This window comes from Lysinibacillus sp. FW12 (assembly GCF_050817245.1).
Lineage (GTDB): Bacteria > Bacillota > Bacilli > Bacillales_A > Planococcaceae > Lysinibacillus > Lysinibacillus irui.
Window position 1 is genome coordinate 2121878 of sequence record NZ_CP139094.1, and the last position, 18013, is coordinate 2139890.

An 18013-nucleotide genomic window follows, 5' to 3' on the forward strand; every position below is an offset into this window, starting at 1 on the left:
AGGGGATTTATAATGGATCAAAAAGCCAAGAAAATTTTAATGCAAACCTATTGGCAATCGGGTAGATGGAGAGCTGAAGGGGCTACCTATACAGTTGAAGACTTTCAGTATGCGAAAGATAAAGGGTTGATGTTTGATCGCTTAACGATATCCCATGATGAATGTATTAAAAGGCTCAGACAACTCCATGATGAAGTCTTAACAAAAGAACTGGTGATCCAAGCATTTTTGCATAGTTTGTCAACTCGCAAAGTTCATTTGCGCAGTGCCCTATCTAGCTGGGCCCTTACCTATGATCTACCGAATCATGCCTATCACGAACGACCTGTAGCTTCGGTAGCCTATAGTGCGTGTGGCTACTGTAATGAACAAAAAATAATGCCAAAAGAATTGTATGTAAATGAAGACTTAAATGTGCTGAATTTTGAACGAATCAAGTGGGGAGGTATTCGTCTAAATTGGCTATTGTATTGTTTGCTGGATTTAGAATGCTTAGTGAAAGAACAACAGGCATTTACTGTTTGCGAGGAAGATGTAGCTATTTTGAAAAAGATGGTAGAGGCGATTGGATCCTGTCAAGACACGGATGCAGCTAGACAGCTTGAGAAACGGTGGAAAGATGTTTTTAAGTCCAATCAATATGAACGAGATGTTGTCATGGAAATATGGGGCTATGCAGGAATACTTGTATCAAAGAATGACTTTCGGAAGGAGCGAGGACGAGGAACAGATTTCATGTCAATGGCTACTTGGAGGGGGCAAGACGGCTATTCACAAGAAAAGTTGAAGTTCTACTTTGGCTCCTATCTGTAAGGAAGGAGCGTTCACTGATGAAGAAACCAGTCCATCGTTCAATTAAAATTGTCGATATTGCAAAGGAACCATTAAAGAGACTACCATACCAAACAGCCGCCCCTAATGGAAAAGGCATAGCCTATAAAGTGCTTCCTATTTATTGGGGAGAGATGGTGGGCCTACCTAAGGAGCTAGATGCGTTGGTCGTTACCTCTGATTTACAGGGAGTTATTGACCACGAGCAAAAATTGCTGGGAGAAGGGCTTACTGATACATTAGCACAATTGTTTGAAACGCACTTTTCTGATTTGAATCCATCCAAAGTGGTGGTTTGCTTATGTGGAGATTTGTATGTAGATCCGTTAAAGAGGGGGTCCAGTGGCAATCCATTGTCGGTATGGCAAGCTTTCCATAGTAAATTTGGTGTTGTGGCGGGTATTGCGGGGAATCATGATGTTTTCTCATGTGATGCAAGAGCTGAATTGGACGCTACAGCAGGTATTCATTTTTTCCCTAAGGCTGGCAAGCTGCACTGCGGTGAAATGACGATTGCAGCATTAGGGGGAGTTATTGGTAGGGCTGATAAATCGAATCGTATGAGCGAAGCTGATTATTTAACCCATTTACGTCAGTTATTAAGGCAAAACCCTGCAATTTTATTGCTACATGAAAGTCCTGAAGTGAGGCTACATAGGCAACCTGGAAACGCAAGTATTTGGAATGAGCTACAGCAAGCTTCTAATTTAATTGTTTGCTGTGGACACGTTCATTGGGATACGGAGATGGTAGAGTGTGATAATGGGTTGCAAATTTTAAATACAGATGGCCGAGCTTTTATTTTTACGAAAGCTTCATTAGATTAAAGGAAGTTAAGAAAGGGAGGAGCATGAAATGGGGACTTGGGGTTATAAAGCGTTGGAAAGTGATGAAGGATTAGATGTTGTGGGCTTTTTACAGGATTTTATCAACCAACACAATGAATCAAAACAGTTACTATTAAGGAATAGTATCCAGGCAATGAAAAATCAAGGCTTTTTCGGGGAGACCTTTGAAGATATCGATTTTTTCTATGATATGAGTGCAATGGCACTAGCGGAATTCTACATCCACTATCTCAATACTGGTCAATTTTACGGTAAAGACAGCAATGATCCAAACATACACATGACGGCAGATAAAAGCTCTTTGACATTTATTTTAAGATATTTAAAAGATATTAAAGACGATGTTCGTGACCAACATGGGAGTAGAGAGCTTGTTGAATTATGGTCTGAATCCCAAAGTTGGCCTGAATGGCAAGCCAACCTTGCCAATCTTATTGAGAGAATGGAACAAGAAATTAGCCATTTAGCATCAATGGAAAAATGGAAGTGAATGAAATGACCTATGATTTTTGGATAATGGCTTCCATTTTGGAATTAGTTGAATATCCAGATGAAACAAATGATGACTATATCCCTCACCCAACTTTTCAGGAAATTATGGATGTGCTGGATATCCAAGTGCCTATAAAAGAGATTTACGAACGTTTTTTTGATCAATCCATCCATACAGGGCATGTTTTAGTATTTACCAATAAGCATCTGCCACATGCCTGTATTGTGCTTGATACGTATCGTGATCCACTTGATCAACAGGATCTAATTCAGTTCGGCTGGAGGGTGACTGTAAAAGATGTTCGTATAATCAAACAGTTGTCACGAGAACTATATGATCATTGCGATTTTTCCATTCGTTACGAGGAAGGTCAATCCATCCTTTATCAGGTACTCCAAAAGGAGTGCTATCCTCGCAAATATTACTATGAGACGGTCTATGAGCAACAAATAAAACAGTACTTGGTGTAAAAAAAGATCCGTGACACCTTAAAAAGTGCACGAATCAGTACTACGTTATAGGATGAAATAACTAACAACAGATAAAATGATGGCAATACCGAGAATAGGTGCAATTAATTTCATATGACGCTTTCGCTCCATAACTACAATTGCAACATATTCACGAATCATAGCGTTTGGCCAGTAATAAAAGGCCGTCTTTGAGCCAATGCCTTGACTGTTTAAGCCAGCAAGTCTTGCATAAATACCCGCACGAAATAGGTGAAAATTATTTGTTGTAAAAATGCTATTGTAAGCTTTACCTTGTGTTATTTCATCCATGAGTTGCTTCGAAAACAGCATATTTTGATAAGTATTAACAGAGCGATTTTCTTGTAATGTATGCTCGATAGGTATTCCCTTTTCAATGGCATAACGTTGCATCGCCTCAGCCTCTGGAAGATTTTCATCAGGCCCTTGTCCACCAGATAAAATGATGGTCGGTGGTGTGGAAACAGCTGCCTGCTTATGATAAAAATCGATCGCTTTTTGAATTCTACTTGCTAACAGCGGTGGTACTTTATCATTGATTAGCCCACTACCTAACACGATGATAAAATCCTGATTTAATCGTGGTCGATTGAATTGATAGAGAAAATAGGCTGATAAAAAATTGGATAGGTGGATAAAGAAATAAAACGTAATCAGTGAGATCGCTCCAAATATCGGTTGAAGATGACTTGAAAACAAGCTAGCAGGACTAATAATCGGTAATAGCATAAAAAGTAAAATGCCTATAGCCACAAGCAAAGTTAAAGAATTAGCTAAACGCCTGCCCTCTCGCTGCATTAATACTCTTGCATTTAAAAATAAACCAAACATTAAAGCAACAATGCCAAAAGGAATTAAGATGAATAAGGCAATTAATGGAATAATGACAATGAGCCTTATAAAGTAATGGTCAGATGCTAAAGATAGAATGACGCAGAATAATAGAAATGAGCAGACAAATACATTAAATAATAGTCCGTTGATCATTTTTCTCGGGTCTTTTAAATATGATATAAGAAAAATGATGAAAAAAATAAGTGGTATAATGCCAAAATACATAAAAAAAGCACCTCTAGTGATGGAGTGGGTTAATGATATCTTTATATTATAAGTAATTATTGGATGAAATCAACCATCAATAAAAAATAGAGAGAGCATGAGCATACTCCCTCTATTTTTTGTGAGAGCGACTGCGACTATACGTTTTATTGACATAATGAATATATTTCTCGCGCGTCAATCCACCAGTTTGGCGATTAAAATCATCATAAGTGATGTCTTCCGGCAAGCCGAATTCAGCTAACGCCTGTTGTCGTTCCTCGCGATAGTCAAGGTGATCTAGTGACTCCTCTACAATTCCTTCTTCTGGCTTCAACCAATCACTTGCTACGCCTGCATAGACGCCATGATTGGTAAAACGACTAGCTGTTTGAAATGAGGTTAAAGGCGCAGGTTTGCTAATTGTTCCTGAGCCCCAGGAAAGACGATATCGAGGCTCTTTACCATAGTCTAGTGTCACGCCATATCCCATTGGGAAGACAATATCTGATTCTGTTAGCATTTTGTGACCCACCTTTTCATAGCACCCACGCATAAAATGATCGTCCATAACAATATAGGTTTGGGCGGCCAATGGAGCGGATTGGATTTCCTCAAGAGAAGGCGAGCGCTCTGTCGTTGTCAACAAGTAGGGACGGACAAATAAAGGCATCGTCATAACATTATGCCAAATACTATCCTCTGCAAATAAATGATCTTTTTGCATTTGACGTAAATCACCGATTACAAGCACATAGCCATCTTCAAATAAATCAATTTCTACACGAAAAATATCGCCTGGCACAGTCTTATAGCGTAAACTTTTCATCTTTGTTAGCTTAGCTAGCTTGTCAGGGTAATCTACAGGAAGTAGGGATGGAAATTGCTGTAGCCAATTTAAGAGAGCTGTTTTAGTCGTTAAATGCTCAAAGCCTGTTAGTGGTAACTGATAATATGTTTTGGTATTACGAGCTGTAATATAGCTAGATGGATGATTTTGATTGCCTAAACCAGCCGAAAAAACAACGCCTGTAGCTTTCACTGCAGAAATATTTGTGTAATTCAATTTCTTTTCTTTTCCACGTGCGGTTTGAGGGACAATGACTTCACGATTACGTGTTGAAATGTCGACATCTGCTTCTTGGTAGCTATGCTCATTAACGAAAATTCTTTTTTTAATGACATCTCCATCGAGGCAAATAAAATAATCCTCTCTAATTTGAAATATGTCCCAGTGTTCTTCTAGGGTGTCAAGGCCGAAATAAGGGCGCAATGAATTGGTTAACCAACTAGTAAATGGTGTCAACTAAACTTCCTCCTACCTATCGTTTCCTATTTTCGTCAAGTATACTGAATTAGATAGGTGTCGAAAATAGCTCAAGCCGAAAATAGTTACTTTTGTGCAATGATCATGATTGCTTTTGGATTAGATGATCACCTTTTTCTTCGGGCTATAGAACTGCTATAATGATAGACAGAGGTGATGAACATGCATATTGTGATGACGGAAGGCATACCCTATGCTTGGTTGGAGCAACTACAGGAAGTCCATGCGCATGTCTTTGACGGCGATTATTTGCCACTCGAAAAGCTAGAAAAGAAAGAAGGTCTTCTTTGTCTATTAGCAGTTGAAAATGACACTTTAATTGGCTTTAAACTAGGCTATCCACATCCAGATGATGTATTTTATAGTTGGTTGGGTGGCGTTCATGAAACGAAACGAGGGCTGGGGATTGCAAGTGAATTAATGAAACAACAGCACGCACATATCAAAACATTAGGCTTTCAGAAAGTTCGTACATATGGCAGAAATGCATTCAAAGCAATGCTTATCGCCAATCTCAAACATGGGTTTGATATCGTGTCCACATTTGTTGACGAGAAAGGTAGACATAAAATTATATTAGAAAAACCACTTTAAGGAGTTCAAAAACATGAAAGCATATTTAGCAAATGGATTATTTTCGTTAGGAGATCGTTTAGTCAACGAGCAGCTAGCTGCAGCTATTCGTGAGGCAGTGCCAGGCATCGCTTTATACGTACCACAGGAGAACGATGCCATTAATGATAAGTCTGCCTATGCTGATAGTTTGGCAATTGCGCAAGCTGATTTAGAGATGTTAGAAAAGAGTGATGTATTAATCGCTGTATTAGATGGGGTTGAAATTGACTCAGGGGTAGCTGCTGAAATTGGAGCGTTTGCCATGCTCAATCGTCCTATTGTTGGTGTACTGACAGATGTTCGTCAGCAAGGGCGAGATAATATGCAAAAAATAGAGGCACTTGTCCGAGATGGACTAGAAAATCAGTTTGTTTACCGTAATTTATTTGTTATTGGTTTAATTAAACGTAATGGAATCATTACATCTTCCATTCAAGAGACGGTGGAAGCAGTACAAAAATTGTCAAACAAGGAGGCATAATCATGTTATTAGCTACATCAGATATTGTCGCAGGCAAAGACATTATCGAAACATTAGGCTTAGTGAAAGGAAATTCTGTTCAATCCCGAAACATTGGTCGTGACATGATAGCTGGACTTCGTAATATTGTGGGTGGCGAGATGAAAGAATATGCTGAAATGCTCGTTCGTTCTCGTGAAATCGCCACACAAGCCATGGAGGAGGAAGCACGACAATTGGGCGCAGATGCAATAGTTGGGGTTCGTTATGCAACTTCATCTGTCATGGATGGTACATCAGAAGTGTTAGTGTACGGAACGGCTGTAAAATTAAGATAATGGGTGTGAGGACTTTAATGCATTTTATTAAAGTCCTTTTTTATAGCTATTATTAGCTAATTAATTGTAAAATTTTAGTTAATTATGTCGAGAATAACGTTTATTTCGTTCTTTGAATGGTGTTTTATTGTAGGAGGCGTATAGTACCAATAAGATATAGAAATATCTAGAATTGATAGAAGGAAGAAAGAGTGGGATATATGGTGGATTCACAGCAAAGCAAAGGCTATCGGGTTCTGTCGATGTTTGATCGACTAATGGATGGCCATGGGATCAACAAGAAGCAGGAAGCATTAACACATCAGGTTGGTGAAAAAACCATACAACGAGACATCGATCAAATACGAGCATATATTGCCAAGGCGAAGCTCGATTGCCATTTGCAATATGCGCGTTCAGAAAAGGTGTACAAGCTAATCCATACAAATAACAACCGTTTATCGAAAGAGCAAGTATTGACGATTATTAAAATTTTGATAGCATCTAAGGCGCTTGTAAAATCAGAGTTGAGTACTATTATTGAAAAGCTTGCTTCCAATGTGCAGGCAAATAAACGGGAACAAATGGTTTTAAATGAAAATCATTTTGATGTAGATACATATCGTAAACAATCTCTCATTCCACTAATTTGGCGTATTTCAGAAGCCATATCCAAAAAAATAATCATTCAAATCGATTACCTTCATGAGGATGACATAACCCCAACGGAAATAATGTTACAGCCTCTTACTATTATCTTTTCAGAGTATGACTTTTACTTAATTGCTTATGACTATCATTCCAAAAAGGATGTACCCATTGCCTATCGAATGGATCACATTCAAGATAGTCGTGAACTAACGAATAAATTTTACAAGCCATTTACTGACCATTTTCAAGTGGAAGAACTTCACAAGCGCAAGCCGTTTATGGATGCGGGTGAACTTTTACCTATTCGATTTCTCTACAAAGGAAAATCACCTAAGACCATCTTCAATCGATTACCCTCAGCTAAATTACTTTCACAAAACGATAGCGAATACTTTTTCGAGGCAGAGGTATTTGGAATAGGCATCAAAATGTGGCTGCTGAGTCAAGGCGCGACTATCGAGGTATTAGAGCCAATTGAGCTAAGAGAAGAGATTATTGCAACAATCCAAGCTATACAGCAAAATTATCGTTGTATTTGAAAACCCGTGCTTAAGTGCACGGGTTTTTCTATTTCTGAAAATGCTGCTCAATGAATGTCATATCAAAATCCTGGGTAAGTTTGTAATCTTTCATGTAGTTTTCTTCATATAAATAAACAAATAAATGCTTGTCATCATCTAAACGTAAGCCAATTTCTCTGTCATTATTAGTTGATAAAGTTATCCAATAAGCTTCCTTGAAATCGGATTTAGCAAACCATATTTTTTTTAACGGCAGGTCTTTAAATGGCTCCATCATCTGATTGATTTTGGCTGTATCTGTCAAAGTGATTGTTTTTTCATCTGAAGAACGAATAATTTCAATTTCATGAATTTCCTCTAGATCGAGACGCTCTGTTACCTCTGTTGTAAAATCTGTGTCCCTTGTTAACAGCATTGTCGAGATATACAGAATAAGTAGTGGGAGTAAAATGCCTAGTAGTAGTTTGTATCGTTTTTTCATGCTCGTCTCCTTAAATTCTAAAAATTCACACATATGTATTCTTTTCCACGCTATAATTGAGCATATACTGAAATGATAAAGGAAGGCAATCAAATGACACATAATTATGAAGAAAAAGAATTATTTTATCCAGATGGTACAATCATGTATCGAGGTGGCGTCAAAAAAAACGATTTTGGTCACGATATTTATGATGGCAAAGGCACACTATTTGATCAAGAAGGCCAACCATTATACGAGGGTGAATTCGTCAATCATATGAAGCAAGGCAATGGCATCATGTATTTAAAAGGACAACTCATTTATCAAGGTGAATTTATTCAAAATAAAAAACAAGGTAATGGTATTTTGTATAAAGATGGTCAAATTCATTATGAAGGCCATTTTCGTAATGATTTAATGGATGGCTATGGCATTTTATATTATGAAGAAGATGTAATTGCACCGTATCAAGAACTACGATTAATGTATCCACATTTAAATCAACCACAATATGAGGGTGATTTTGTCCATGGTATGAAAAAAGGAAAAGGCAAGCAATATTATCCGACCGGATTTTTACAGTACGAGGGTGATTTTATTTGGCATCATATGCAGGGAGCTGGGAAATTATATTATCCTGCAGAGTCTCCAACAGGAGAGGAGCTTGACCGTGGAGTGACTACACTCTATTATGAAGGTTATTTCTTTGAGGATCTGAAGCATGGCAAAGGAAAGGTCTATTCTAGAGAAGGTGTACTGGAAGCGGAAGGACATTTTAAAGAGGATGCAATGACGGGTCATGGAACGCTTTATTATGATAATGGACAGGCTTCTTATATTGGAGATCTTGTGCAGGGGAAAAAACATGGACGAGGCGATTATTATAATGAAGAGGGCAAAATTATTTATAGCGGAGAATTTATAAATGACGAACGATTACGTATTACGCCCGAAATTGAACAGGAAATTAACAAACTTCAAAAGCAATTGGATGGTCTTGTAGGTCTTCCAAATGCAAAGAAAGAATTACATAATTTAATTAACTTTATTAAAATTCAAAGCTTACGTGTAGACCATGGTTTAACAAGCTTTCCTATTACCTACCACCTTGTTTTCACAGGTAATCCAGGCACAGGCAAAACAACAGTGGCACGTATTATTGGGCAAATTTATAAGCATTTAGGCGTATTATCGAGTGGACATTTTGTTGAAACAGACCGTGCAGGGTTAGTTGCAGGATATGTTGGTCAGACAGCCCTAAAGGTTCAGGAGGTCGTCAATAAAGCAAAGGGGGGTGTCTTGTTTATTGATGAGGCTTATTCATTGATTAATGATAAACAGGATGCATTTGGTAAGGAAGCAATTGATAGTTTATTAAAAGCTATGGAGGATTTACGAGATGACTTAGTCATTATTGTTGCTGGCTACACAGAGCTTATGGAGGAATTTTTACAATCAAATCCAGGCTTTAAATCACGCTTTAATCATTTTGTGCAGTTTGATAATTTTAGTACGGATGAGCTCTATGATATTTTTGCTATGCTTTGTCAAACAAATGATTACCAATTTGGGGCAGCATTTGCCCAGCGTATGAAAGCTCAACTCCACCAAATACCTATTGAAACGATTCCTAATTTTTCTAATGGACGTTATATCCGAAACTTGTTTGAAAAACTAGTAACGATCCAATCCAATCGATTGATACAGCAAGCAATGATTACAAAGGAAGAACTGATGACCTTTGAGGAGCAAGATATTATACAAGGTATTTCAGAAAATTTATTTGATAATACTTTTTAAAGCAAGGAGTAGAAGAATGAAAAAGCTAATTGCAATTATTTTAGTGTGTGCATGTATTTTACCGCGTGTCATGACGATTAATTTTACAATCAATAATAATATTAATGTCCGTCATAAGAAAGAGAGTTGATAGTCAATGAATAAAATGGTAATATAATACAAAACATACGCTAACGTATTTTTTTCGGGGGTTCATATGCAAGTAACAAAAGATGACTGGATTAAGGCGGGCCTACAACAATTAGCAGAAGGCGGCATCCATAAGGTACGCATCGAGGCATTAGCTCGGTCGTTAAAAATTAGCAAAGGTAGCTTTTATCATTATTTCCGTGATCATCAGCAGCTATTAGATGCCATGCTTGACTATTGGGAAACACATGCAACAAATGCCATCATTCAAAGTATGGAGCAGGAGGATGCAACTTTAGAACAGCTGTTACGCATAAGCTTTCATAAAGATAAAAAGATAGAAATCGGCATATATGCTTGGGCTAAATATGATGCCCATGTCGCAACACGTATTGTTCAAATTGAGGAACAACGCATTGCCTGTGTAGCAAAGCTCTATCAAAAAAAGGGGATGACGAAAGAGGTCTCCAAAGATCGTGCGAGATTAGCTTATTTAACCTATATAGGCTGGATGACACGATTTGAAGCTAATCCTCATTTTGATTTAGAAAAAATGATTAAACTACTATTACAGTAGAACTGATGTCCCTAGAAAGCAGCAGTATGCTTCTTGGGACTCTATTTATCGCTAAAACATACGATATCGTATGTTTTGAGTGCGAGGGAGGAACCTATTATGTATAGTTTATCAATTATGGCGATTGTCCTTTTATGGATGATTAGTATCATTCATATTTATTGGGCTTTTGGGGGACGATGGGGAATTAGTGCAGTGATTCCAGTCAAAGGAGGGGGACAACAAGCAGTTTTCGTGCCAAGAAAATGGGGAACGCTCTGTGTTGCTACCCTTATACTACTGGCAAGCCTAATTATCCTCATTCAGCAAGGATTTGTGGCGTATTTTCAACCCTCTAGTTTTTCTAAAGTAGGAAGTTCAGTTTGTGCATGTGTATTTATTGCAAGGGCTATTGGTGATTTTAAATATGTTGGGTTTTTTAAAAGCATCAAACATTCACAATTTGCCAAAAACGATACAAAATTTTATAGTCCGTTATGTTTGTTTTTAGGCTTCATTTATCTCGAGCTATTGTTTTAACAGCAATCATCCTCTAACATGAAAGCACGGGATAGGGGGAAAAATATGCAGCAAAAGATTTATTTACTTCGTCATGGTGAGACGAACTATAATAGAGAAGGAAGATATCAGGGACAGCTCGATTCACCATTAACCGAACTTGGTCGAGAACAGGTTCAACAACATGCACGCATGCTAAAAACGCTAATTGGTGATGCAACCGATTGGAAAATCGTTACAAGTCCACTGGGGAGAGCTATGCAAAGCACTGCCCTGCTTTGTGAAACAATCGGTTATGATGTGAATGATGTGGAACAGGATCATCGCTTGACAGAAGTTGCTGTAGGGCAATGGGCTGGCTTAACCATGGCAGAAATACAGCACACCTGGCCAGACTTGTTAGCCGACACGGATGTTTTTAATTGGTATTTCCTTGCGCCAGATGGGGAAAGCTACGAAGCTGTAGTAAGCAGGTTAACCTCATGGCTGGAGGATATACAACAATACTCAAAGCTAATTGTTGTCTCACATGGGCTAACTAGTCGGATCTTACGAGGAATTTACGCGGGTCTTCAGAAGGAGGATGCTCTCAAATTAGAAGTTTCTCAAGATATCTTTTTTAAATTAGCTAATAAAAAAATAACAAGAATTTGTTCTAATTTTGAAGATGACTATTATCTATAAAACGTTTTTAATTGCTTTTATTTAGGAAGGAATATTCAGAAATGCCTCTTATTATATTGTGTAGGAGGCGTTTTTTTATGAAAAATTTGGTGTTGCTTTGCTGTATTGGTATCGTGGTGTTCGCTTTGTATTATACAAACAAAACATATGAAAAGGTTCAACTAGAACTGCCATCATTACATAGTCAAAATGCTTTGTTACTCAATACACAAGGCGAAGTATTATTTGAAAAAAATGCTGATGCCATTATTTATCCTGCATCCTTAACAAAGATCATGACAGCCATAGTGGCAATTGAATTAACGGAAGATCTACAAAAACAGACCATTGTAGAACCGCAAACGATTGCTACCTATACTGCTCAGAATGCCTCAATGGCAGGCTTTCATGCTGGTGATTTTGTGACAATTGAGGATTTATTATATGGCACTTTGCTTGCCTCAGGCGCTGATGCAACGGGAACACTTGCTGAGGCAATTGCAGGCAGTGAGGAAAAATTCGTCACTTATATGAATAACAAAGCACAGGAAATAGGCATGAATGATACCCATTTCGTTAATACAAGTGGTCTACATGACGAGGCACATGTATCAAGCGTTCGGGACATTAGTAAACTTCTACGTTATGCTTTAGAGAACCCTACCTTTTATCACATATTTACTTCAAAAAGCTATACGACCCATGTACCTAATGAGCTAATCATCACAAACTCGTTGTTTACAAAAATGCCTGGTTTAGATGGACCCATATTAGGCGGAAAAACAGGGTATACACCTGAAGCCGGATTATGTCTCGCGTCCATCATCGAAAAAGAAGGCAAATCATTTCTATTCATAACAACCAATGCCCCAAGCGATGTTCGGACACCACCCCCGCATATTGAAGATGCTTTAACTGCCTACAATGCCCTGTAGATGGGAAATCTATGAAAACATCTCAACTTTTTCATAGCCTGAAACGTCTTAATAGTGCGGTCCGTTCTAGGAGATTCGATGAAGTTTTAATTAAGGAGAAAAGTGGGCGCTCCAAATAAAGAGTAAAGTGATCATAAAAGTGAAGGAAGCGCTCCAATTAGGTAGTAAAGTGATCATAAAAGTGAGTGAAGCGCTCCAATTAGGTAGTAAAGTGATCATAAAGGTGAGTGAAGCGCTCCGAATAAGGAGAAAAGTGATCATAAAAGTGAAGGAGTCGCTCCAATTAGGTAGTAAAGTGATCATAAAAGTGAAGAAAGCGCTCCAAATAAGGATCAAAGTGCTCACCAAAGTGAAAAATGCGCCCCATTCCCGGAGCAAAGCGCTGACCAAAGCAAAGGAGATGCTCCAATCCTTGAGAAAGTCGCTCATCATGATGAAGAAGGCGCTACATTCCCAAAGAAATTCCCCCACAGAAACAGGTCCGCCATTCACTCCAAGCGTGACCCGCAAAAGGAGGTGAAATATTTATATAACGTTTTTTATGCTGTGGTTCGTAGAAAAACGGGAACAAGCAGTGTATAAAGGTTTACAAACGCGCAGATGTGAACGGCCTTATAGAATGGAATCTAGTTGATTATTACTATTTTCTGGCATGAACGATTACTCTATAATTAAAGTTAAATCTTCGTATTTTTTTAGCAAACGACATGGAAAGACATCTAAGGGCGGTGTAGAACAATGAAAAAATTATTACCCTATACTATATTTTTGACGTTTATATTGGCATTATTGATTGGACCATTAACTACCAATGCTGAAGGGTCCGTGGTCATTCAGAAAGTAACCAAGGATACTATCATCTATGAAGAGCCTTCCTCGAATAGTGCAGAAATTGGTGAACTAACGAAGGGTAGCTTTGTTACTGTGCTAGCAGCAAGTAAAGGCTGGACACATATTCAAACGCCAGAGCAGATGGGCTATGTGGCGTCTGATGTTTTAGTCAAGTTGAAGTCTGAGGGTTATGTAGTAATGCAAAAGGGTGGCACGACGTTATTTACAGCGCCAAGGCAAAACGCACAAAAGGTTGGACAGTTATATGAAGGACGCGTGGTTTTTGTATATGGTACAGCACTGGGTGGCTGGTCATTCGTCCAATATGGTGAAGATACAGGCTATGTTGCGACGAACGCTTTAAAAAAACCTGTCCCAACAAAGAAACGAATTAATGCAGTGAATGGTGCTGAATTACGTTTAACAGCTAGCCCAAGTGGAGAGGTCCTTGGTACACTTGCCAATAAAACGACTGTCCAGTATTACATAACACTTGCTGGCTGGTCCTATGTGGAAGCGGGTGACCAAAAGGGGTATGTCAAAGCTTCAGAGCTAGCCAATATTCAACTAACGAATAATAAAGTATATAATAAAGGAATTCCAGCAGCAAAAGGTGCGAAAAAACGTGTAGCTTTAACGTTCGATGATGGGCCTGATGCCAAAGTGACACCACAAATTTTAGCGACTTTAGAAAAATATGATGCGAAGGCTACGTTCTTTATGGTAGGGAAAAATGTCTCAAAAAATGCAACGATCGTCAAGCAGGTTTATGAGGCTGGACACGAAATTGGTAGTCATACGTTAAGCCATAAGAAATTAACGACTTTATCTATAGCGGGTGTTAAACAAGAAGTTAATGGCTCAAGTAATGCCATTTATACGGCCATTGGGCAGTATCCTACCGTTTTTCGACCACCTTATGGAGCGACGAATGAGCAAGTCCGGTCCGTCATAACTATTCCGTCCATTTTATGGTCGATTGATACGCTGGATTGGAAGCACCACAATCCAGATAAGATTTTAGCTTCTGTTAAAGCATCTGTTAAAGATGGTAGCATTATTTTAATGCATGATATTCATCAAACGACAGCGAATGGTTTAGAAAATGTTATGCAATACTTACAAAAACAAGGCTACGACTTAGTAACGGTAAGTGAGATTTTACAATAATAGTAAAGCCGTGTAATAGTCTTGTAGAGACCTATACACGGCTTGTTGTTTATTTAAATAAATTAATCGTTGTAATAATAATAGGAATACCAAACACATCGATTAAAAATGCGCCGACAATTGGTACCACGAGAAAGGCCTTTTTAGATGGACCAAAACGTTGTACAACGGCTGACATATTAGCCATGGCATTTGGAGTTGCTCCTAAGCCATGTCCTGCAAAACCGGCAACCATTACAGCGGCATCGTAATTTTTGCCGAGTAATTTAAACAACACGAAAGTACTAAATACAACGATAAAGAATACTTGTGCAAAGACGATGATGAATAAAGGAAGAGCTAAATCAGCAATTTCCCATAATTTGATACTCATTAGCGCCATTGAAAGGAAAATACCTAATGTCACGTCCCCGATTAATGAAATACTTTTCATATTAATGGCTTCAGGTTTGAATTTATCCATAATATTACGCACTAATACAGCGACAAACATAGCTCCGACATAACCTGGTAGGACGAAGCCTGTTGCTTCTGAGAATAATGTCCCAACATACGTCCCAACAGCCATACAGAAAGTAATTAATAATACTTGTGTAAAGAACGATTCAGAAGTAATTTGTTCCTGTTTATTTTCATAGTCGATTTCTTCAGACTCTTGTTCATCCGGTGTTAAATTGTATTTACCTACTAGGTATTTTACAATTGGACCTCCGATTAAACCACCGGCAACTAAACCACATGTTGCGGCAGCGGCACCTATTGTCATGGCAGAAGAAATACCTAAATCCTCTAATGTTTGTCCAAATGCAGCGGCAGCCCCATGACCACCTTCCATTGAAACTGCGCCAGCCATCATTCCGATTAAAGGATGTATGCCCATGAGTGAGGCAAGAGAAACACCAATCACATTTTGCATTAAAGCGAGAAAGCCACATGCTAGCCAGTAAATAATAAGTAATTTACCACCGAGCTTCACTAGTTTAAAGCTTGCCCCTAATCCAATTGTAGTGAAGAATGTAATCATAAATAAGCTTTGTAATGAAGTATCAAGTGAAATTTCTATAACACCTGTTGTCTTTAAAATGGTTGCAAGGGCGGCAAATAGCAAGCCACCCACAACTGGTGCTGGAATACAGAAACGTTTTAAAAATCCTATTTTATTAATGAGAAAGCTACCCAATGCAAAGAGTGCAACGGCTAAAAACACAGTTGTAATTTGATTTATTTCGATCATGAGCCTTGCCCCCCAAGTAAGTTGTTTAATGCTTCATAGACAAAATATGCCCCTAGTTTTACAGTGCGACCATTTTCATCTAGTAACGGATTGACCTCACAAATATCAAATGAGTGTGTATGAGGATGTGCCGTTACTTTTTGTAGTAGTGAACGTACAGTGGATGGATCAAGTCCAAATGGTGAAGGAGCACTTACACCTGGAGCAAATGCTGCATTCAAGACATCCATACATAATGTTAAAAGAATATAATCATGCTGATCCATATAGTGTTGTAGGTCATCCATTAATTGCTGTTGGTTGGCTACGGTCATTTGATCTTCGTAAACATACTTCACATTTAATTCATCTGCTTTTTCGAATAATTCTCTTGTATTGCCGTAGCGTTGGATACCAACGACAAAATAATCGGTATGTGGATCCTGCTCTAAAATTTGACGGAACATGGTACCTGAAGAAGGTTGTTCATCGTATGGTCGTAAATCAAAGTGGGCATCGATATTGATGATACCAACCTTAGCCTCCTTTGGTAAGGCAGAGCGAACGCCTAAATAATGGCCATACAGTGTTTCATGTCCACCACCAAGCACCACACATTGTAAGTTCTTTTGCAATACGGTTCCGACAACTTCGCCAAGCTCATGCTGTGCTTCCTCTAAAGTATGATTGAGACAAACGACATTGCCGACATCGATAATTTGCTGCTCGTCCTCAAACGTCCACGGTAAGCTAGATAGCCCTTCTCGCAGTGCATTTGGGCCATTTGCAGCTCCTACACGACCTTGATTTCGACGTACCCCTTCATCACAGATAAACCCAACTAGTGCAGCACTTCTCTTCGCTGAAGCGCTTACATCATTAATCGCTAATCTTTGTACTTTTTGATGTAAACGAAAGCTACTTTTATTTGTCGTAGAATCTATACGGCCTTTCCATTGTTTTTGATCTGTTAGTGTATACATAACCTTATCAACCCCATTGCTAATATTATTGTAGAAAAAGTATTGTTGTAATTCATTATATATTCACATAATTATAATTACTAATATATAATTAATATTAATCTATAGCTTTTAGCTATAAATGAAGGGGGATTTTGCTTTTGGATATTAAACAATTACACTATTTTATTGCCGTTTCAGAACATATGAATTTCTCAAAAGCCGCGGAAAGACTGCATATTTCACAGCCATCATTAAGTAATGCCATCAAAAAATTAGAAGAGGAGATAGGATCACCTTTATTGGAGAGAAATACGAGAAATTTGCAGTTAACAGAAGCTGGTGAGGTGTTATTTGAACGTGCAAAAGTTATTGTAAAAAATATGGAAGTGCTAAAAATTGAAATGGATGAAGTCATTATCCATGGTACGAGGGAAATCACTATAGGTGTCATGGAATCTATTAAGCATTGGTTGCCTAAAGTTATTGCCAATTATAAAAAAGATTATCCAGAAATGATCATCCATTTAGTTGACATTTTAGGCAGTAAGCGTGTGAAAAAATCCTTAAAAAGCTATAAAACTCATTTAATCATTACCAATCAGTTGATGGATGATCCAGAGTTGGAAGTCAAAACCTTATATGAAGAGAGATTAGTTGCAGTGTTACCATTACACCACCCATTAGCCAAAAAAGAAAAAGTAACTATTTCTGATATAAGTGAAGAGCCATTTATTATTAGTACGGAAGGCTTTCAAACAAGACGTGATATTTTAGATACCTTTGAACAGGCAGGTAAAAATATTCATATTCAATTTGAAATTGAACGCTTTGAAACAGCTGTTTCCCTTGTCCGAGAAAATTTAGGAGTAACTATTTTACCGGAAAATTATTTACAAGGCCCGACAGCTAAAACCATTATAAAAAAAGAAATTGAAGGGGCAAATCTTAGTCGAAATGTTTATTTGGTGTATTTAAAAAAGCGTCATTTACCTTTGGCCATTCGTCAATTGTTGCAAGACATTTTGCAGTATTTTGAAACAAAGACAATATAGAAATAATTTTCTGTTATATTAGAAAATTCGCGAAATAAAGCATTGCTTTACCAAAAATATAGCGGTAACATTTAATGTAAGAATGAAAATGAACATTCATTCATTTTATCAAAATTCAAGCAAAG

General features: G+C 38.0%; 21 protein-coding genes. 16 read left to right on the forward strand and 5 right to left on the reverse strand.

The window, feature by feature from the left end:
• The first annotated feature begins 12 nt into the window (after nt 1–12).
• Genes SJW71_RS10770 through SJW71_RS10785 form a run of 4 tightly spaced genes read left to right on the forward strand, consistent with a single transcriptional unit; the run spans nt 13 to nt 2642 of the window.
• Nucleotides 13–813, forward strand: a complete 801-nt coding sequence (locus tag SJW71_RS10770; RefSeq protein WP_312506462.1) for a hypothetical protein — start codon at nt 13–15, stop codon at nt 811–813.
• A gap of 17 nt (nt 814–830) precedes the next feature.
• Nucleotides 831–1658: a metallophosphoesterase gene (locus tag SJW71_RS10775; protein ID WP_431812123.1), complete on the forward strand. Its 828-nt coding sequence runs from the start codon at nt 831–833 to the stop codon at nt 1656–1658.
• A gap of 28 nt (nt 1659–1686) precedes the next feature.
• The gene (locus SJW71_RS10780) at nt 1687–2169 is read left to right on the forward strand and encodes a DUF4259 domain-containing protein (RefSeq protein WP_431812124.1); all 483 of its coding nucleotides are present in this window, start codon (nt 1687–1689) and stop codon (nt 2167–2169) included.
• A gap of 5 nt (nt 2170–2174) precedes the next feature.
• The gene (locus SJW71_RS10785; RefSeq protein WP_431812125.1) at nt 2175–2642 is read left to right on the forward strand and encodes a hypothetical protein; all 468 of its coding nucleotides are present in this window, start codon (nt 2175–2177) and stop codon (nt 2640–2642) included.
• Between the two features lie 45 nt (nt 2643–2687).
• On the opposite strand, the gene SJW71_RS10790 is transcribed toward SJW71_RS10785, so the two are convergent.
• On the reverse strand, nt 2688–3722 hold the full coding sequence (locus SJW71_RS10790; protein WP_312506458.1) for a YdcF family protein: 1035 nt from the start codon (nt 3720–3722) through the stop codon (nt 2688–2690).
• Nucleotides 3723–3834: 112 nt separating this feature from the next.
• Nucleotides 3835–5007: an immunity 26/phosphotriesterase HocA family protein gene (locus SJW71_RS10795; RefSeq protein WP_431812126.1), complete on the reverse strand. Its 1173-nt coding sequence runs from the start codon at nt 5005–5007 to the stop codon at nt 3835–3837.
• A gap of 183 nt (nt 5008–5190) precedes the next feature.
• Between SJW71_RS10795 and SJW71_RS10800 the strand changes: the two genes are divergently transcribed.
• The 4 genes from SJW71_RS10800 to SJW71_RS10815 all read left to right on the forward strand — a co-directional run bounded on the left by SJW71_RS10800 (nt 5191) and on the right by SJW71_RS10815 (nt 7610).
• The gene (locus tag SJW71_RS10800) at nt 5191–5622 is read left to right on the forward strand and encodes a GNAT family N-acetyltransferase (protein ID WP_407134928.1); all 432 of its coding nucleotides are present in this window, start codon (nt 5191–5193) and stop codon (nt 5620–5622) included.
• Nucleotides 5623–5635: 13 nt separating this feature from the next.
• Nucleotides 5636–6124 carry a nucleoside 2-deoxyribosyltransferase gene (locus tag SJW71_RS10805; protein WP_431812127.1) on the forward strand — a complete coding sequence of 163 codons (489 nt, stop codon included), beginning with the start codon at nt 5636–5638 and terminating at the stop codon, nt 6122–6124.
• A 2-nt stretch (nt 6125–6126) separates the two neighbouring features.
• Complete coding sequence (locus SJW71_RS10810) at nt 6127–6441, forward strand: YbjQ family protein (protein ID WP_312506455.1); 315 nt, start codon at nt 6127–6129, stop codon at nt 6439–6441.
• A 200-nt stretch (nt 6442–6641) separates the two neighbouring features.
• Entirely contained in the window at nt 6642–7610 is a 969-nt protein-coding gene (locus SJW71_RS10815; RefSeq protein ID WP_322611016.1) for a helix-turn-helix transcriptional regulator, read from the forward strand.
• Nucleotides 7611–7638: 28 nt separating this feature from the next.
• On the opposite strand, the gene SJW71_RS10820 is transcribed toward SJW71_RS10815, so the two are convergent.
• Nucleotides 7639–8073: a hypothetical protein gene (locus tag SJW71_RS10820; protein WP_274793368.1), complete on the reverse strand. Its 435-nt coding sequence runs from the start codon at nt 8071–8073 to the stop codon at nt 7639–7641.
• Nucleotides 8074–8166: 93 nt separating this feature from the next.
• Between SJW71_RS10820 and SJW71_RS10825 the strand changes: the two genes are divergently transcribed.
• The 7 genes from SJW71_RS10825 to SJW71_RS10855 all read left to right on the forward strand — a co-directional run bounded on the left by SJW71_RS10825 (nt 8167) and on the right by SJW71_RS10855 (nt 14658).
• Nucleotides 8167–9855, forward strand: coding sequence for an AAA family ATPase (locus tag SJW71_RS10825; RefSeq protein ID WP_407134925.1), 1689 nt, complete (start codon nt 8167–8169; stop codon nt 9853–9855).
• Nucleotides 9856–10051: 196 nt separating this feature from the next.
• Nucleotides 10052–10561 (forward strand): TetR/AcrR family transcriptional regulator, encoded by a 510-nt coding sequence (locus SJW71_RS10830; protein WP_431812128.1) that lies wholly within the window; start codon nt 10052–10054, stop codon nt 10559–10561.
• Nucleotides 10562–10660: 99 nt separating this feature from the next.
• Nucleotides 10661–11080, forward strand: a complete 420-nt coding sequence (locus SJW71_RS10835) for a DUF3995 domain-containing protein (protein ID WP_431812129.1) — start codon at nt 10661–10663, stop codon at nt 11078–11080.
• 45 nt (nt 11081–11125) lie between these two features.
• Nucleotides 11126–11743: a histidine phosphatase family protein gene (locus tag SJW71_RS10840; protein ID WP_431812130.1), complete on the forward strand. Its 618-nt coding sequence runs from the start codon at nt 11126–11128 to the stop codon at nt 11741–11743.
• A 77-nt stretch (nt 11744–11820) separates the two neighbouring features.
• Entirely contained in the window at nt 11821–12657 is an 837-nt protein-coding gene (locus SJW71_RS10845; protein ID WP_431812131.1) for a D-alanyl-D-alanine carboxypeptidase family protein, read from the forward strand.
• Nucleotides 12658–12796: 139 nt separating this feature from the next.
• Nucleotides 12797–13177 carry a hypothetical protein gene (locus SJW71_RS10850; protein WP_431812132.1) on the forward strand — a complete coding sequence of 127 codons (381 nt, stop codon included), beginning with the start codon at nt 12797–12799 and terminating at the stop codon, nt 13175–13177.
• A gap of 218 nt (nt 13178–13395) precedes the next feature.
• Nucleotides 13396–14658, forward strand: a complete 1263-nt coding sequence (locus SJW71_RS10855; protein ID WP_431812133.1) for a polysaccharide deacetylase family protein — start codon at nt 13396–13398, stop codon at nt 14656–14658.
• Between the two features lie 49 nt (nt 14659–14707).
• On the opposite strand, the gene gltS is transcribed toward SJW71_RS10855, so the two are convergent.
• Nucleotides 14708–15892 (reverse strand): sodium/glutamate symporter, encoded by a 1185-nt coding sequence (gltS, locus tag SJW71_RS10860; protein ID WP_274793359.1) that lies wholly within the window; start codon nt 15890–15892, stop codon nt 14708–14710.
• Complete coding sequence (gene hutG / locus SJW71_RS10865) at nt 15889–16854, reverse strand: formimidoylglutamase (protein ID WP_431812134.1); 966 nt, start codon at nt 16852–16854, stop codon at nt 15889–15891. Before hutG ends, gltS begins: the two co-directional genes overlap by 4 nt.
• 140 nt (nt 16855–16994) lie before the next feature.
• Here hutG and SJW71_RS10870 point away from each other — a divergent pair, with 140 nt between their 5' ends.
• Nucleotides 16995–17888, forward strand: coding sequence for a LysR family transcriptional regulator (locus SJW71_RS10870; RefSeq protein ID WP_274793357.1), 894 nt, complete (start codon nt 16995–16997; stop codon nt 17886–17888).
• The last annotated feature ends 125 nt before the right edge of the window (nt 17889–18013 follow it).

What these genes read in the sequence shown, in the direction of transcription:
- SJW71_RS10770 (WP_312506462.1), top strand. Translation starts at nt 13, where the DNA reads ATGGATCAAAAAGCCAAGAAAATTTTAATGCAAACCTATTGGCAATCG.
- SJW71_RS10775 (WP_431812123.1), top strand. Translation starts at nt 831, where the DNA reads ATGAAGAAACCAGTCCATCGTTCAATTAAAATTGTCGATATTGCAAAG.
- SJW71_RS10780 (WP_431812124.1), top strand. Translation starts at nt 1,687, where the DNA reads ATGGGGACTTGGGGTTATAAAGCGTTGGAAAGTGATGAAGGATTAGAT.
- SJW71_RS10785 (WP_431812125.1), top strand. Translation starts at nt 2,175, where the DNA reads ATGACCTATGATTTTTGGATAATGGCTTCCATTTTGGAATTAGTTGAA.
- SJW71_RS10790 (WP_312506458.1), bottom strand. Translation starts at nt 3,722, where the DNA reads ATGTATTTTGGCATTATACCACTTATTTTTTTCATCATTTTTCTTATA.
- SJW71_RS10800 (WP_407134928.1), top strand. Translation starts at nt 5,191, where the DNA reads ATGCATATTGTGATGACGGAAGGCATACCCTATGCTTGGTTGGAGCAA.
- SJW71_RS10805 (WP_431812127.1), top strand. Translation starts at nt 5,636, where the DNA reads ATGAAAGCATATTTAGCAAATGGATTATTTTCGTTAGGAGATCGTTTA.
- SJW71_RS10810 (WP_312506455.1), top strand. Translation starts at nt 6,127, where the DNA reads ATGTTATTAGCTACATCAGATATTGTCGCAGGCAAAGACATTATCGAA.
- SJW71_RS10815 (WP_322611016.1), top strand. Translation starts at nt 6,642, where the DNA reads ATGGTGGATTCACAGCAAAGCAAAGGCTATCGGGTTCTGTCGATGTTT.
- SJW71_RS10820 (WP_274793368.1), bottom strand. Translation starts at nt 8,073, where the DNA reads ATGAAAAAACGATACAAACTACTACTAGGCATTTTACTCCCACTACTT.
- SJW71_RS10825 (WP_407134925.1), top strand. Translation starts at nt 8,167, where the DNA reads ATGACACATAATTATGAAGAAAAAGAATTATTTTATCCAGATGGTACA.
- SJW71_RS10830 (WP_431812128.1), top strand. Translation starts at nt 10,052, where the DNA reads ATGCAAGTAACAAAAGATGACTGGATTAAGGCGGGCCTACAACAATTA.
- SJW71_RS10835 (WP_431812129.1), top strand. Translation starts at nt 10,661, where the DNA reads ATGTATAGTTTATCAATTATGGCGATTGTCCTTTTATGGATGATTAGT.
- SJW71_RS10840 (WP_431812130.1), top strand. Translation starts at nt 11,126, where the DNA reads ATGCAGCAAAAGATTTATTTACTTCGTCATGGTGAGACGAACTATAAT.
- SJW71_RS10845 (WP_431812131.1), top strand. Translation starts at nt 11,821, where the DNA reads ATGAAAAATTTGGTGTTGCTTTGCTGTATTGGTATCGTGGTGTTCGCT.
- SJW71_RS10855 (WP_431812133.1), top strand. Translation starts at nt 13,396, where the DNA reads ATGAAAAAATTATTACCCTATACTATATTTTTGACGTTTATATTGGCA.
- gltS (WP_274793359.1), bottom strand. Translation starts at nt 15,892, where the DNA reads ATGATCGAAATAAATCAAATTACAACTGTGTTTTTAGCCGTTGCACTC.
- hutG (WP_431812134.1), bottom strand. Translation starts at nt 16,854, where the DNA reads ATGTATACACTAACAGATCAAAAACAATGGAAAGGCCGTATAGATTCT.